Here is a 13,975-nt window from a genome sequence, read left to right as displayed (position 1 = left end):
AGCTGCACCAGCAGCTGTCCCGGCTGAACGAGGCGTCCGGCACCGAGGCCGACCGGGCCACCCGGCGCCAGCGCGGGCGGGCGCTGATCGAGGAGTCGGTGGCCCGCTGGTCCGACGCGTACGCGCAGGCCCACGGCATCCCGCCGACCCGCGAACAGGACCGGGCCCTCGCCGAGGCCGTCTACGACCTGCTGTTCCGGGCCGGGCGGCTCCAGCCGTACCTGGACGACCCGGAGATCGAGAACATCCTGATCAACGGCTGCGACGACGTCTGGGTGTCCCGGGTGCACCAGCCGCTGCGCCAGGTCCCGCCGGTCGCCGACTCCGACGAGGAACTGATCGAACTGCTCCAGGACCTCGCCCGGCAGCACGGCGGCGGCGAACGCAGCCTGTCCACCGCCAGCCCGATGCTGGCGCTGCGGCTGGAGGGCGGCATGCGCCTGCAGGCGATGACCGAGGTCACCCCGCGCCCGTACGTGGCGATCCGCCGCCACCGGGTGGCCAGCGCCACCCTCCGCGACCTGGTCCAACTCGGCACCGTGGACACCACCCTGGCCGCGTTCCTGGCCGCCGCGATCCGGGCCCGGAAGAACGTGATGATCACCGGCACCCAGGGCGTCGGCAAGACCAGCCTGCTGCGCGCGATGGCCGCCGAGATCCCGCCCGACGAGCGGATCGGCACCCTGGAGTCCGAGTTCGAACTCTGGCTGCACACCCTCGGCCACCTGCGCCAGGTCGTCCCGATGGAGGCCCGCGAGGGCAACGGCGAACGCGTCGACGGCCGCCTCGCCGGCGAGCTGACGATCGGTGAACTCATCCCCGCCGCCCTGCGGATGACCCTGTCGCGGATCATCGTCGGCGAGGTCCGCTCCGGCGAAGTGGTGCCGATGCTGCGGGTGATGACCAACGGCGAGGGCGGCTCGATGTGCACCCTGCACGCCCGCGGCCCGCACATGGTGGTCGACCGGATCGCCGAACTCTGCCTCGAGTACGGCTCCCACATGACCGACAGCCTGGCGTACCGGCTCACCGCCAACGCCATCGACTTCATCGTGCACGTCACCATGGTCGACGAGACCGCCGTCGGCGGCCGCCGCCACCGGTTCGTCTCGCACGTCCTGGAGGTGGCCGGCCTCGGCGAGTCCGGACGGCCCGCGATGAACACCGTCTTCGGGCCGCGCCCGGAACTCGGCGAGGTGCGGGCCGTCCCCGTCACCCCGCCGCACTGCCTGGACGACCTGCGCCGGGCCGGATTCGACGCGGGACTGCTCGCCTCCCCGTACGGGACCTGGGGCGCGCCGCTGAACCTGCGGATCGGGGGGATGCGCTGATGCTGCTGTACGTGCTGTGCGGACTGCTCGTCGCCGGCGGACTGGTGGCCCTGGTCGCCGGACTGACCGGGCGACAGCGCGACCCCGACGAGCGCGCCAACCCGCTGGAGGGACGGCTGCACACCCTCTGGTACGGCGCGCCCGGCACCGCCTCGCCCGGCATCGCCCGGCTGCGCCGCGTCCAGGTCGCGCTGGCCCTGCTCGGCGGCCCGGCCGGCTGGCTGTTCACCGGCATCCCGCTGGTCGCCCTGCTGGTGCCCGCCGCCGTGTTCGGCCTGCCCTGGCTGTTCGACGCCACCCGCTCCGACACCCGCCGGATCGAACGCCTGGAGGCACTCGCCGAGTGGACCCAGCGCCTCGCCGACGTCCTGCTGCTCGGCGTCGGCCTCAACCAGGCCATCGTGACCAGCCGCCGCACCGCACCCGCCGCCCTGGAGACCGAGATCGCCGACCTCGCCGCCCGCCTGCAGGCCCGCTGGCGCCCGGAGGACGCGCTGCGCGCCTTCGCCGACCAACTCGCCGACGCCACCGCCGACAAGGTGCTCGCCGCACTGCTGCTGCGGGCCGGCGACAGCGGCCCCGGCCTGGCCCGGGCGCTGTCCGACATGGCCGAGTCGGTGCGCGAGGAGGTCCGCCAGCGCCGCACCATCGAGGCCGACCGGGCCAAGCACCGCACCACCATCCGCTGGATGGTCGGCATCATCCTGCTGGTCGTCGTCCTCGGCTCGTTCAACTCCAGCTACACCCAGCCCTACACCACCGGCATCGGCCAACTCGTGCTCGGCGTCGTCGCGGTGGCGTTCGTGCTGGTGATCGCCTGGATGCGCGCGCTGGCCTCCTACACCCCGCTGCCGCGGATCCTGGAACAGGACCGGCGCTCCAAGGCCGGCCGGATGCCCGGACAGCGCACCGGCGAGGAGAGTCCCGACACCGCCGCCGGCGACGACACCGACCCGCTGGTCAAGGGGGCCCGATGATCTCGCCCTGGGCCGTCCTGGCCGGCGCCGCCGCGGCCGGCGGCCTCGCTCTGCTGCTCGCCGAACTCCGGCCCGCCCCACCGGACCTGGGCCAGGCCCTGGACCGGCTGCACCGCACCCCCGAACCGCGCCGGGACACCGCCGAGAACCCCGCCGACCCCTGGTACGACCGGGTCGGGACGCGCTCCCTCCAACTGCCCGGGGTCCGCATCCCGCAGCAGGAACTCGCGCTGATCGGCCGCAGCCCCGCCCGGTTCATGGCCCACAAGGTGTTGTTCGCCGTCCTCGGCCTCGCCCTGCCCGGCTGGTTCGCCGCCCTGGCCGCCCTGTTCGGCGACGGACTGCCGCTCGCCGTCCCCGTGCTGGTCGGACCGCTGCTCGGCGCCCTGCTCTGGTTCGTCCCCGACGGCATCGTGGCCGGCGAGGCCAAGGAGGCCCGCACCGAGTACCTGCACGGCATCGCCGCCTACCTGGAACTCGTCGCCCTGGAACGCGCCGCCGACTGCGGACCCGCCGAAGCCCTGCGCCGGGCCGCCGCCGCCGGCCGCGGCACCGTGTTCCGCCGGATCCGCGACGCCCTGGAGCGCGCGGCCACCGACCGGCTCCCGCCCTGGGACGGACTCGACGCCCTCGCCCAGGAGTTGGGACTCACCCCGCTCCAGGACGTCGCCGACATCATGCGGATCTCCGGCGTCGACGGCGCCGCCGTCTACGACACCCTGCGGGCCCGCGCCAAGAGCCTGCGCGGCGAACTGCTCTCCGAGGAACTCGCCAAGGCCAACACCGACAGCGAACGGATGGTCGCCCCCGGCTCGGCGCTCACCCTGCTGATGACGGTCCTGATCGTCTTCCCCGCGCTCTACCAGATGCTGACCGTCCAATGACCCCACCGCAGGCACCCCGTCCCCCCGCACCGAACGCACCGGAGAGCACACCATGACCCGAATCCGCGCCCTGGCAACGGCAGTTCTGCTGCCGCTGCTGTTCCCCGTCCACCTGCTGCGCCCCGTCCTGGAGTTCCGCCTGGTCAAGCTGCGCGCCGCCCGGGCCTCCGGCGACCGCGGCGCGATCAGCATCGAACTCGCGCTCGCCGTCATCGTGCTGGTCGCCATCGCCGGAGCGGTGGTCTACGCGATCACCCAGCTCGGCACCAACGTGAAGAACAAGATCCCGCAGAACGTCCCGGACGGAGGCCAGGCGCCGTGACCCGACGCCCGCCCCGGCCCTTCGCCCGCGCCGCCCTGACGGTCCGACGATTCCGCGGACGCACGCTCGACGTGGGAGCGATGTCGATCAGCCTCGCCATCGTCTTCCCCGCCGTGCTGTTCGTCATCCTCCTGGTCGTGCAGGCCGGCCTCTGGTGGTACGCCGACCAGGCCGCGCTGACCGCCGCCCGGGAAGGCGTGGACGCCGGACGCGTCAACGGCGCGCACGCGGACGACGGGCCGAGGCGGGCCCAGGACTTCACCGACCGGCTGGGCAACCTGGCCCGGCTGGAGCGGATCGACCCCGACAACGGCGACCCCGAGCTGTACCGGCTGTCCGTCACCGTCCACCCGGCGTCCGTGCTGCCGTTCTTCGACCGGCTCACGCTCACCAAGACCGCCAGCGCTCCCCGGGAGAAGTTCGTACCGCAGGGGCAGCCGTGACGACCCGACACCTGAAGGACGACCGCGGGTCGTTCGCGATCGAGGCCGCGATACTCGTGCCCGTGGTGCTCGCCTTCGCACTGATGGCGGTCGCCGCCGGGCGCGTCCAGAGCACCGGCGCGATCGTGGACGCCGCCGCCCGCTCCGGCGCGCGCGCCGCGTCGCTGGCCCGCACCCCGGAGGGCGCCCGGCAGGCAGCGGCGGACGCCGTGACACGCGCCCTCGAAGACCGCCACGTGCAGTGCGCGACCGAGCCCGTGGGGGAGCCCGAGTACGGCATCCTGAACACCGACGGCGAACCGCTCACCACCATCACCGTCAAGGTCTCCTGCACCGTCGCGTTCGGCGACCTGATGGAACTGGACGGCCTGCCCGGCCACAAGACGCTCACCGGTACATTCACCTCCGTGGTGGACCGGTATCGGGGAAACTGACCGCACGGCACCACCGGATGGGGGGAGGGACTGTGAACGAACAAGGCGTGAACTGCCGTGACCGGGGCAGCATTTCGGTCATGGTCGCCGTCACCGCCGTCAGCCTGGTGGCCGTGGTCGGCCTGGTCCTCGACTGCGGCGGCCGACTGCGCGCCGTGGAACGGGCCGACGCGCTCGCCCAGGAAGCCGCCCGGGCCGGCGGACAGCAACTCGACATCGACGCGCTGCGGGCCGGCCAGGGCTACCGCTTCGACCGGGCCGCCGCCGAACGGACCGCGACCGCCTACCTGCGCAGCCACGGCGTCAAGGGCGCCATCGGCTTCCCCCGGCAGGGCGACCTAAAGACCTTCAGCGTCACCGTCGAAACGGACTACCCGACCGCGCTGCTCGGCCTGGTCGGCATCACCACACTCCCCGTGCAGGGCCACGGCAAGGCCACCCTGGTGCACGGCATCACGGAAGGGACGACCGGCTGATGGCCGCGCGCGGAGCCGACGACCAGCACCGCAAAGGCCGCCAGGAGCGGCGACCGCACCCCGGCGGGACCCCGCCCGTGCACCTGCGCACCACCCGCCGGCGCGGCGCCGGCGGCTCGGTGTTCGCCGCGCTCGGCTCACTGCTGGCGCTGGCCCTGCTGCTGATCGGCGTACCCGCGCTGCTCGGCTACGGCACCGCCACCGTCGCCGCGATGGGCAACCCGCTGGGCCGCGGCCTGCTGGAGGCCCTCACCAGCCCCGACGACGGCAGCCTGTTCCTGTGGCTGCTGGTCGCCGTCGGCTGGCTCGGCTGGCTGTGCTTCCTGGCCTCCGTCCTGATCGAGATCCCCGCCCAGCTGCGCGGCCGGGTGGCCCGCCGGATCCCCGCCTTCGGCTGGAGCCAGCGGATCGCGGCCGGCCTGGTCGGCTCCGTCCTCGCCCTGCTCCCGGTGGCCGGCTCGGCCTTCGCCGCCACCCCCGAACTCGGCGAACGCCCCGCCGCCGTCGCCCAGTTGACGACCTCCCCGGCGCTCGCCGCGCTGCCCGCCGCCGCTCCGGCCACCGCGCCCACCGCCGACCCGCAGCAGCCGAGCTACACCGTCCGCGACTCCCGGCCCGCCGACAGCCTGTGGTCCATCGCCGAACGCCAACTCGGCTCCGGCGACCGCTGGACGGAGATCGCCAAGCTCAACGCGGGCCGCCCGATGGACGACTCCGGCACCCGCTTCGACGCCGACCGGCCGATCCAGCCCGGCTGGCAGCTGCTGATGCCCGCCGACGCCAAGCCCGACGGCGCCGCCGCCCCGGCGGCCGACGCCGCTGCCGGCGGGAGCAACCGGAGCGCCGCCGTCACCCCGCCCGGACTGTCCGCGGCCGCCCACGCCACCGTCACTGTGCACGGCGGCGACTCGCTGTCCTCCATCGCCCAGCGGGAGTTGGGCGACGGCGACCGCTGGCCCGAGCTGTTCGACGCCAACAAGGGCGTCACCGCGCCCGACGGCGAGAAGCTCACCGACCCGGACGTGCTCGCCCCCGGCATGGTGCTCACCGTCCCCGGCGCGCAGCCGGCCGCCGCGCAGCCGCCCGCTCCCCAGACGCCCGCTCCGCAGTCGCCGGACGCCCAGCCGGCCGCCCCGCTGCCCGCTCCGCAGCTGACCGTTCCGCGCAGCCACGCACCCGAGTGGCCGGAGGTCGACGAGCGGACGGCGCCGCCGGCGCAGACGCCGGCGGCCGAGACGCCTGCTGCCCAGCCGCCCGCCGTCGAGACGCCCGCTGCTCAGCCGCCTGCCGCTCAGACACCGGCTGCCGAGACGCCTGCCGCCCAGCCGCCCGCCGCCCAGACGCCGGCACCGCAGGACAGCGCGCCCGCCGCAGACCTGCCCGCCGCCGGCGACCAGCAGAAGGCGCACCACGGTGACGACTACACCGTGCCGCTGGCGGTCTCCACCATCGGCGTGCTGATGGCCGCTGCCCTGATCACCCTGGTCGCCCGCCGCCGCACCGACCAGCAGCGGGCCCGCCGCCCCCGGCACCGGATCGCCCTGCCGTCCGGCCCCGCCGGGCGCCTGGAGGCCGAGCTGAAGGCCCGTCAGAACGACGGCGGCCTGGACCTGCTCAACCGCGCGCTGCGCACCCTCGGCCGCAACACCGTCCGCGGCGACAAGCGGCTGCCCGCCCTGGTCGCCGCCCGGATCACCACCGCCGGCACCGTCGAACTGCACCTCGCCGCGCCCGCCGTGCCGATCGCCCCGTTCCGGGCCGCGCACGCCCCCAACGTGTGGTGGTGCCCGGACGACTCCGGCGAACTGCTGTCCGCCGGACAGGCCGCCAAGTACAGCGCCCCCTACCCGGCGCTGGTCACCCTCGGCAACAGCCCCGACGGCTCCACCGTCCTCGCCGACCTGGAGACCGTCCGCCTGGTCCACCTCTCCGGGCACCCCGACGACGCCGACGACGTGCTGCGCACCCTCGCCGTCGAACTCGCCCACAGCCCGCTCGCCGACCGCCTCCACCTGCACCTGGTCGGCATCGCCACCGACCTGCCCGCCGCCGGCCCCGCCACCGACCGGGTCCACCACCACGCCACCCTGGAGGCCGCGCTCGCCGCGCTCGGCCCGCGCACCGCCAAGGCCCGAGCCACCCTGGTCGCCGCCGAGGCCGGCAGCCCCCGCGAGGCCCGCAGTCGGGGCAGCGCCGACGAGGCGTGGGTGCCGGAGATCGTCCTCTCCGCGCAGCCGCCCGCCGGCAGCATCCCCGCCGAGCTCGGCCGCCTGCTCGACGGCCGCCCCCGCACCTGCCTGGCCGTCCTCACCCGCGCCCCCGAGCGCGGCGCCGGCCCCGTCGCCCGCTGGACGCTCCCCGCGACCGGCCAGTCCACGCTGCCCGGGCTGCACCTGAGCGTCGAACTCCAGCGCCTGAGCCGCGAACAGTACGACCAGCTCGGCGAACTCGTCCGCGCCTCCGGCGACTTCACCCAGCACCCGGCCCCCGAGTGGACCTTCGACGGCCCGCACAACGGCCCCGAGGACGAGGAGGAGATCCCGCTGCCCGCCGTCCCCGCGCTGGCCACCGTCGGCGCGGCGATCGCCACCCACCCCGGGCTGATCGGCCTCGACTCCGAGCCCGTCGCGTTCGGCTCCGAGCGGTCCTCCGAACGGCTCTCCGAGCGATCCTCCGACCGGTTCTCCGAGCGGGCCGACACCGCGCTCGACGCCCGGCTGATCGCCCTGCTCGGCGGTCCCGGCGGAGCACAGCAGGACGGCACCGACGCACCGTCACCGCTCTCGCTCGCCAAGCCCGCCGCCGACGGCGACGCCGCCGGACCGCGCGTGGTGGCCCGGGTCGTCCCCACCGGCAGCAGCCCGTTCGCGGGGCTCGTCCCCACCGCCCCCACCAACCCCTACGCCGTCATCCCGGTCTCCCCGGTCGCCCCCGTCCCGCCCGCGGCCTCCGAGCCTGCGGTGCCCGTCGAGCCCGCCGCGCCCCGGCACGCCGCCAACGGGCAGGCCCGCAAGGCCACCACCCCGCCGCACGGCACCCGCATCGACCCGCGCCTCGGCGCCTACCCGACCCCGGCGGACAGCCCCGTCGAGCAGGGCCCGGACGCCACCGACACCGCCGAACTCCCGCCCGTGGACGCCGCTCCGGCACCGGCCGCGGAGCAGGTGCAGTACGGCGAGGGCACGCAGTACTTCGAACTCCTGCCGGCCGAGAGCGCCCCGGAGTCGAGCACGGAGCCGAGCCAGGAGCCGGTCGTGGAGCAGGTCGCGGAATCCGCTGCGGAGGGCACCCAGTACTTCGAGCTCCCGCCCGTCGAGACCGTCCCCGAGATCGCCCCCGCCCCGGTCGCGCCGGTGGCCCCCGCCGCGCCCGTGGTGCCCGCAGTGCCCTCGGTGCCCGAGCCCACGCCGATGCACGACCAGGCGGAGGCGCCCGACCCGCACGGCGTGAGCATCGCCGCCCGGCCGTCCGCCCGGCCCGGAAGCACCGCCTCCCGGACCGACAGTGACGACCTGTTGGCGATCCTGCGCTCCCCGGAGGCGCACCACCTGCGCTCCGCACCCCGGATCCGGCTGCTCGGCCCGGTCGACGTCCTCGGGGTCGCGGGGACCATCGACCCGGCGGGCCGCCCCCGGCTGACCGAACTCGCCGCGTACCTGGCGCTGCGCCCCGGCTCCGAGCACGCGGCGATCGACCGGGACATCCACCCCGGCGCCGCCCACCTCGACCCGAAGGCCACCGCGGAGCGCCTCGCCGAGCCGCTGCCCGTCAAACTCGCCGCGCTGGCAGCCTGGTTGGGCACCTCCCCGGAGGGCCGCGACTACCTGGCCGCGGAACCCGCCGAGACGTACACCTTCGCGCCGACGGTCGGCTGCGACTGGGACGAGTTCCGCAGCCTGTACCGGCGCGGCATGCGCTCCACCTCCACCACCGCGGACGCCGCACTCGCGCACGCCCTCGCCCTGGTCCGCGGCGCCCCGTTCGCCGAGGCCCCGGCCGGCGCCTTCGCGTGGGCGGAGGCCGAACGCCAGGACATGCTGGCGGCGATCGTCGACACCGCCCACGAACTCGCCGCCCGCCGCCTCCAGTACGGCGACCACCGCACCGCCGAGGCCGCCATCTTCCGCGCCCTCGCCGTCGCCCCGGACGTCGAACTCCTGCACCGCGACCTGTTCTACGCGTACGCCTCGGCCGGAGCCCGCGACCAACTCGTCCGCGCCGTCAACCGCCTCGACGCCCTCAGCCGCCGCACCGGCCGCGACCTCGACCCCGATACGGTCGCCCTGCTCCGCGACCTCCTCACCGGAGGCTGAGCGCGCACCGGGACTGGCGAGGAGAAGTGACGAAGGCCCGGGCCGCTCAGTGGTCCGGGCCACTGTCCACACCTGCCCGGCGGGTCACCGCCTCGTGCTGATCGCTTCGGCGACGGCGCCGGGCAGCCAGTCGGCGGTGCGGGAGAAGGCGAAACCGAGCTTCTTCGCACGGGCGTTGCTCATGGCGTAGTGCCGGTCGAACGAGAACGGCGAAGCTTCCCCGCCCACCGGGACGGTCCGCAGGACGGGCTCCCGGCCGACCCCCTCGACGACGATCGCGGCGAGGCCGTACACGTCGAGCGGGCCGTCGGAGCAGGCGTTGACCGGGCCGGTGAACTCGGCGACGGCCGCCCACGCCAGCAGCTCGGCCAGCTCCCGGCAGTGAATGAAGACCGTGGGCAGCGCCTCCGCGTGCACGTCGACCGCCCGGCCCTCGGCGATCCGCTCGACGTAGTGCGCCAATCGCCCGGTGAACTCCTGCGCGCCGCCGCCCAGGACGTGCGCGCTTCGCACAGCGGCGAACTCGACGCCACCGGCACGGGCGAACACGGCCTCCGCCTGCCGCTTGCCCTCGGCGTAGTGCGCCGCCCGGTACGCGTCGTCCTCCCACGGCAGATCCATGGCCACCGGCCAGCCGCCCAGGTCCACCACCTCCTCCGACACCGGCACCTCCGCCGCCAGGCTCGGCAGCGGGCCGCTCCGCGGGTCGTAGACCTCGATCGTGGAGGTCATCACGTACCGCCGAGTCCGACCGGCGAAGACCCGGACGGCGATGGCGGCCTGCACAGGGGTGTAGCAGACCTGATCCACCACGACGTCGAAGGCGCGGCTGCCGAGGGCGGCCGTCAGGGCTGCCTCGTCATTCCGATCGACCACGAGGTGCTCGACGCCGACGGGCGGCGGGACGGACCCACGGTTGATCACCGTGACCTGGTGCCCCGCGGCCAGCAGTCGTTCGACCAGGAGCTTCCCGAAGTACCGGCTTCCGCCGATGACGCAGATCTTTCGCATGTGCCCATGGTGGTAGCGGGCGGGCACCAGTAGAAGTCCCGACTTGCAGGGCAGATATCCCGACTTGCAGGGCAGATATGAAGAAGAACTGTTGATCGAACAGATGGTCCGCGGCCTCCGCGCACGAGCCGAGCAGCCGGAGAGACGTCCAACGGGGTCACCCCCGACCGACATCCCGCCGCGCTCGGCCCGGGTGAGCAGTTAGGCGTGCATCGCGCTCCTCCGCAGGTTCGCCGGGTTGCTCCTCCCGTAGGGGGAGGTCGGAGGATGGCGGCATGACAGGCGACACGCGCTACTCGATCGGTGAGTTGGCCCGGCGGACCGGGTTGACGGTCAAGGCGATCCGGTTCTACTCCGATCGGGGCATCGTGCCGCCCACCGGCCGTACCCCGGCCGGGCACCGCTGGTACGGCGTCGATGCCGTCGCACGGCTGGACCTGGTGCGGACGCTGCGCGACCTGGGGGTGGGGCTTCCGGCGATTCGGAGGGTCGTGGACCGGGAGCTCTCGCTGTCCGAGGTCGCGGCTGCGCACGCCGAGGCGCTTGCCGTGCAGATCGACGTGCTGCGGCTGCGGCGTGCGGTACTGACGGCGGTGGCCAGGCGCGGGGCGACACCTGAGGAGACCGAATTGATGCACCGACTGGCCAAGCTCTCGGAGGACGAACGCCGGCGGCTGATCGAGGACTTCCTCGATGCCGCCCTCGGGGACGCCCCCGAACTCGTCGGCGCCAGGCGCACGTTGACCCCGGAGCTGCGCGACGATCCGGATGCCCGGCAGGTCGAGGCCTGGCTGGAGTTGGCGGAACTCACCCAGGACCCGGAGTTCCGCGCCGTCGTCCGGCAGTTGGCCGACGGGCGCCGTCCCGGCCTGCACCGGGACGCGGTCGCTCTGGTCCGCGACCGGGCCGCCGCGGCGGTGACCGCCGGCCTCGACCCGGCGTCCGCGCAGGCGGATCCGGTGGTCGAGGCGGTGACGACCCAGTACGCCGAGGAGCTGGCCCGGCCCGACGACGTCGAGCTGCGTCGCCGGCTGTTGACGTACCTGGAGGCGGCGAACGATCCGCGCCGCGAGCAGTACCTGCGTCTGCTCGCCGTGATCAACGGCTGGACGGCCCCGGAGGGTCTCACCCCGGTCCTCACCTGGTTCACCCACGCCCTGGCCGCCCGCCTCCCGGGCTGACGTGCCATCATCTGCGGCATGCGCCTCACCGCCGACGGAGCCGTCGCGGCCTCGCGGCTCGTCCTGATCGACGAGTTCGAGACCGACGACGGCTACGCGTTCGTTCCGACCCGCCCGCTGCTCCTGGCCGTCGGCGACCGGGTGGAGCTCGCCGAACCCGGTCCGGCCGTCGTGCGGGCAGACGGCACGCGGCATCCGTTGGAGGGTGGCTGGGAGACCCGGTGCCGATGGAGCGTCAGGAGACGTTGAGCGCCAGGTCGTCGAGGACGAACGAGGTCTGCTTCTGGTAGTCCTCGGCGCCGGTGAAGGTCAGTGTCACGGTCTGGCCCGCGTAGGCAGAGAGGTCGACGGTGTGCTGGGTGTAGCCGGTGTTGTGGTCGAGGTTGGAGTGGGTGGCGCCGTTGGCGGTGACGGTGAGATTGTCGTAGGCGGTGGTGGTGCTGGTCTCGGCGGTGTCGACGTGCAGCCAGTAGGTGAGGCTCGCGGCGCAGCCGGCGGGGACGGTGACGGTCTGGGTGAGGGTCTCGGTGCGGGTGGTGCCGTAGCCGTCCAGCCAGACGTCCCAACTGCCGCTGCGGGCGGGCTCGGTGGCGGCGCTGTTGACGCTGCCGGCGGTGCCGGTCCAGGGGCTGAGGGCGCCGGTCTCGAAGCCGGGGTTGCCGAGCAGCTGGGCGGGCGTGCAGGAGCCGGTGGGCGGCGGGGTGGTGCCGCCGGTGCTCGGGACGCGGTTGAAATCGGCGGTGAAGGTGGACTCGATGCCGGAGATCACGGCCGGGTCGGCGATGATCAGTCCGAGTTCGCGGTTGTGGTTCAGCGAGTTGTCGGAGAAGTTCTCCGAACCGGCGAACACTTTCGCGGTCGAGGTGCCGTAGTCCGCGACGATCGCCTTCGCGTGCACGTAGAACCCGGTGCTGCTGGTGTACGTGGTGACCTTGCCGCCCGCCGCGGTGACCTGGTTGAACTGCGCGGTGTACTTCGCGGAGGTGTCCTCGGCGACCAGCCGCACCGTCACGCCGCGCTGCTCGGCGGCGACGATCGCGTTGACCAGCGCGGTGTCGCCGAACTCCTCCTGCTCGACGTCCAGGCTGTGCTGGGCGCCGTTGATCAGCGCGAGCAGCCGGTTCTGCGAGTCGGTGGGCGACCACACCAGGTCGGTGCCGTCGGACGGGGTGACGGCGGTGTGCGCGTAGTCCGCATTGAAGACCTGCTCGATCGCGGCGACGTCGGCCGCGTCGGTGTCCAGCACGCCGTAGTCGCGGGAGGTGGCGTAGTAGGTGGTGTCGAAGTTGCCGGTGGAGATGTACGACGTGGCGCCGTCCACGGTGATGGTCTTCTGGTGGGTGTAGGTGAACGAGGCGGACGAGTAGACCACGCTCACCCCGCCGGCGGTCAGCGCGTTGTACGCGGCGCTGTTGACGGTGCTGTGGTTGGGGTCCATCACCACCCGGACCTTCACGCCCGCTTTCTGACGGTTCACCAGCGCCGTGGTGAGGTTGGTGTCGCGCAGCTCGTAGATGGTGACGTCGACCGACCTGGTGGCCGAGTTCACCAGGCTGTAGATCGCGCTCTCGCCCTGGTCGGGCAGGACGACCAGGGTGTAGGCGCCGGTGGCGGCGTGGCCCGCGGCGACCGGGGCGAGCGCGGTGGCGGCGACGGTGGCACCGGCGGCGAGGGTGCGCAGCAGGCGGCGGGTGAGGCTCATGGCAGGGCTCCAGCTGTCGGGTGCACATACGGAAGTGACGCGCGTAGCGCCGCCCAGTAAGACACGCCCTGACGGCCGATCAGAAGAGTCCGGACATGACAGATCGCTGAACAGGAATACTTTTACCGGGACCCGGACAACCGTTGACCGGACGTTCTGTCCGGCGTTCGCCCCGCCACCCCGGCTCGCGCGAAGGTTCGAGCCCGGGTGACGGGCGACCCGTCGGCGGCGCCTTCACCCGGACGAATCACCGTCGGCCGCGGCCTCCAGCACGGCGAGGTCGAGCCTGGTCATGGCGAGCATCGCCGTCACCGTCCGGTTCGCCCGCTCCGGGTCCGGGTCGTTCAGCAGCTCCAGCAGTCGGCGCGGGACGATCTGCCAGGACAGGCCGAAGCGGTCCTTCAGCCAGCCGCACTGGCCGGGCTCCCCGCCGTCCGCGGTCAGCAACTCCCAGTAGCGGTCCACCTCGGCCTGGTCGTCGCAGTCCACCTGGAGCGAGAACGCCTCGTTGAAGGTGAACACCGGCCCGCCGTTCAGTGCCCGGTACTCCCGGCCGAACAGTTCGAACGACACCAGCATCACGCTGCCCGCCGGGCCCGGACCGGCCTCCGAGTAGTGCTTGACGTCCGTCACCCGGCCGTCCCGGAACACCGAGAGGTAGAACGCGACCGCCTGCTCGGCCTGGTGGTCGAACCACAGGAACGGGGTGATCTTCTCCGCCATCGGGGAACGCCTTTCGTCGCTGTTCGAGGCCTGCCGCATCGACGCTAGCCCGGCAGGTCCGGCGGGAGCGGGCGGCGCTCCGGCGGTGCGCCAGGTCGGGGGACGGGCCGAGGTGACGGGCCGAGGGGACGGGCCGGGGGAGAGGCCAGGGGGCAGGGTGGGGGGCGGAATGCGGGGC

The 13,975-nt window shown here is 73.8% G+C and carries 13 protein-coding genes; 10 read left to right on the top strand and 3 right to left on the bottom strand.

Annotation, left to right across the window (positions count from 1 at the left end):
- From IEZ12_RS13080 to IEZ12_RS13045, 8 genes are all read left to right on the top strand, one after another.
- Positions 1-1,331, top strand: a 1,331-nt coding sequence (locus IEZ12_RS13080) for a TadA family conjugal transfer-associated ATPase (protein ID WP_189272191.1), incomplete at its 5' end; no start/stop codon positions are given.
- On the top strand, positions 1,331-2,308 hold the full coding sequence (locus tag IEZ12_RS13075) for a type II secretion system F family protein (protein ID WP_189272190.1): 978 nt from the start codon (positions 1,331-1,333) through the stop codon (positions 2,306-2,308). The genes IEZ12_RS13080 and IEZ12_RS13075, both read left to right, overlap by 1 nt.
- A complete protein-coding gene (locus IEZ12_RS13070; RefSeq protein ID WP_043911271.1) occupies positions 2,305-3,192 on the top strand; it encodes a type II secretion system F family protein in 888 nt (295 codons plus the stop codon). The genes IEZ12_RS13075 and IEZ12_RS13070 overlap by 4 nt, the downstream gene beginning before the upstream one ends.
- A 52-nt stretch (positions 3,193-3,244) precedes the next feature.
- Positions 3,245-3,514, top strand: coding sequence for a hypothetical protein (locus IEZ12_RS13065; RefSeq protein WP_035868447.1), 270 nt, complete (start codon positions 3,245-3,247; stop codon positions 3,512-3,514).
- Between the two features lie 80 nt (positions 3,515-3,594).
- Positions 3,595-3,957: a TadE family protein gene (locus tag IEZ12_RS13060; RefSeq protein ID WP_043912656.1), complete on the top strand. Its 363-nt coding sequence runs from the start codon at positions 3,595-3,597 to the stop codon at positions 3,955-3,957.
- On the top strand, positions 3,954-4,391 hold the full coding sequence (locus IEZ12_RS13055) for a TadE/TadG family type IV pilus assembly protein (RefSeq protein ID WP_043911275.1): 438 nt from the start codon (positions 3,954-3,956) through the stop codon (positions 4,389-4,391). The genes IEZ12_RS13060 and IEZ12_RS13055 overlap by 4 nt, the downstream gene beginning before the upstream one ends.
- An 80-nt stretch (positions 4,392-4,471) precedes the next feature.
- A complete protein-coding gene (locus IEZ12_RS13050) occupies positions 4,472-4,867 on the top strand; it encodes a hypothetical protein (RefSeq protein WP_152645006.1) in 396 nt (131 codons plus the stop codon).
- The gene (locus IEZ12_RS13045; protein ID WP_189272189.1) at positions 4,867-9,180 is read left to right on the top strand and encodes a BTAD domain-containing putative transcriptional regulator; all 4,314 of its coding nucleotides are present in this window, start codon (positions 4,867-4,869) and stop codon (positions 9,178-9,180) included. Before IEZ12_RS13050 ends, IEZ12_RS13045 begins: the two co-directional genes overlap by 1 nt.
- Before the next feature lie 84 nt (positions 9,181-9,264).
- On the opposite strand, the gene IEZ12_RS13040 is transcribed toward IEZ12_RS13045, so the two are convergent.
- A complete protein-coding gene (locus tag IEZ12_RS13040) occupies positions 9,265-10,191 on the bottom strand; it encodes an NAD-dependent epimerase/dehydratase family protein (protein ID WP_189272188.1) in 927 nt (308 codons plus the stop codon).
- Between the two features lie 275 nt (positions 10,192-10,466).
- On the opposite strand from IEZ12_RS13040, the gene IEZ12_RS13035 reads away from it, so the two are divergent.
- Positions 10,467-11,372, top strand: coding sequence for a MerR family transcriptional regulator (locus IEZ12_RS13035; protein WP_189272187.1), 906 nt, complete (start codon positions 10,467-10,469; stop codon positions 11,370-11,372).
- An 18-nt stretch (positions 11,373-11,390) separates the two neighbouring features.
- Entirely contained in the window at positions 11,391-11,621 is a 231-nt protein-coding gene (locus tag IEZ12_RS13030; RefSeq protein WP_189272186.1) for a hypothetical protein, read from the top strand.
- Here the strand turns inward: IEZ12_RS13030 and IEZ12_RS13025 are convergent.
- Both IEZ12_RS13025 and IEZ12_RS13020 read right to left on the bottom strand, forming a co-directional pair.
- Entirely contained in the window at positions 11,608-13,074 is a 1,467-nt protein-coding gene (locus tag IEZ12_RS13025) for a phospholipase D-like domain-containing protein (RefSeq protein WP_189272185.1), read from the bottom strand. The genes IEZ12_RS13030 and IEZ12_RS13025 overlap by 14 nt on opposite strands.
- Before the next feature lie 234 nt (positions 13,075-13,308).
- Entirely contained in the window at positions 13,309-13,797 is a 489-nt protein-coding gene (locus tag IEZ12_RS13020) for a VOC family protein (RefSeq protein WP_189272184.1), read from the bottom strand.
- Positions 13,798-13,975 lie beyond the last annotated feature (178 nt).

The sequence above is a fragment of the Kitasatospora griseola genome (assembly GCF_014648555.1).
GTDB lineage: Bacteria > Actinomycetota > Actinomycetes > Streptomycetales > Streptomycetaceae > Kitasatospora > Kitasatospora griseola.
Note: the sequence above shows the minus strand (reverse complement) of the source record. Positions and strands in the feature narration are given on the sequence as shown.

Bases quoted from the DNA above. Each gene is read 5' to 3' on its own strand.
- IEZ12_RS13075 (WP_189272190.1), top strand. From the start codon at position 1,331: ATGCTGCTGTACGTGCTGTGCGGACTGCTCGTCGCCGGCGGACTGGTG.
- IEZ12_RS13070 (WP_043911271.1), top strand. From the start codon at position 2,305: ATGATCTCGCCCTGGGCCGTCCTGGCCGGCGCCGCCGCGGCCGGCGGC.
- IEZ12_RS13065 (WP_035868447.1), top strand. From the start codon at position 3,245: ATGACCCGAATCCGCGCCCTGGCAACGGCAGTTCTGCTGCCGCTGCTG.
- IEZ12_RS13060 (WP_043912656.1), top strand. From the start codon at position 3,595: ATGTCGATCAGCCTCGCCATCGTCTTCCCCGCCGTGCTGTTCGTCATC.
- IEZ12_RS13050 (WP_152645006.1), top strand. From the start codon at position 4,472: ATGGTCGCCGTCACCGCCGTCAGCCTGGTGGCCGTGGTCGGCCTGGTC.
- IEZ12_RS13045 (WP_189272189.1), top strand. From the start codon at position 4,867: ATGGCCGCGCGCGGAGCCGACGACCAGCACCGCAAAGGCCGCCAGGAG.
- IEZ12_RS13040 (WP_189272188.1), bottom strand. From the start codon at position 10,191: ATGCGAAAGATCTGCGTCATCGGCGGAAGCCGGTACTTCGGGAAGCTC.
- IEZ12_RS13035 (WP_189272187.1), top strand. From the start codon at position 10,467: ATGACAGGCGACACGCGCTACTCGATCGGTGAGTTGGCCCGGCGGACC.
- IEZ12_RS13030 (WP_189272186.1), top strand. From the start codon at position 11,391: ATGCGCCTCACCGCCGACGGAGCCGTCGCGGCCTCGCGGCTCGTCCTG.
- IEZ12_RS13025 (WP_189272185.1), bottom strand. From the start codon at position 13,074: ATGAGCCTCACCCGCCGCCTGCTGCGCACCCTCGCCGCCGGTGCCACC.
- IEZ12_RS13020 (WP_189272184.1), bottom strand. From the start codon at position 13,797: ATGGCGGAGAAGATCACCCCGTTCCTGTGGTTCGACCACCAGGCCGAG.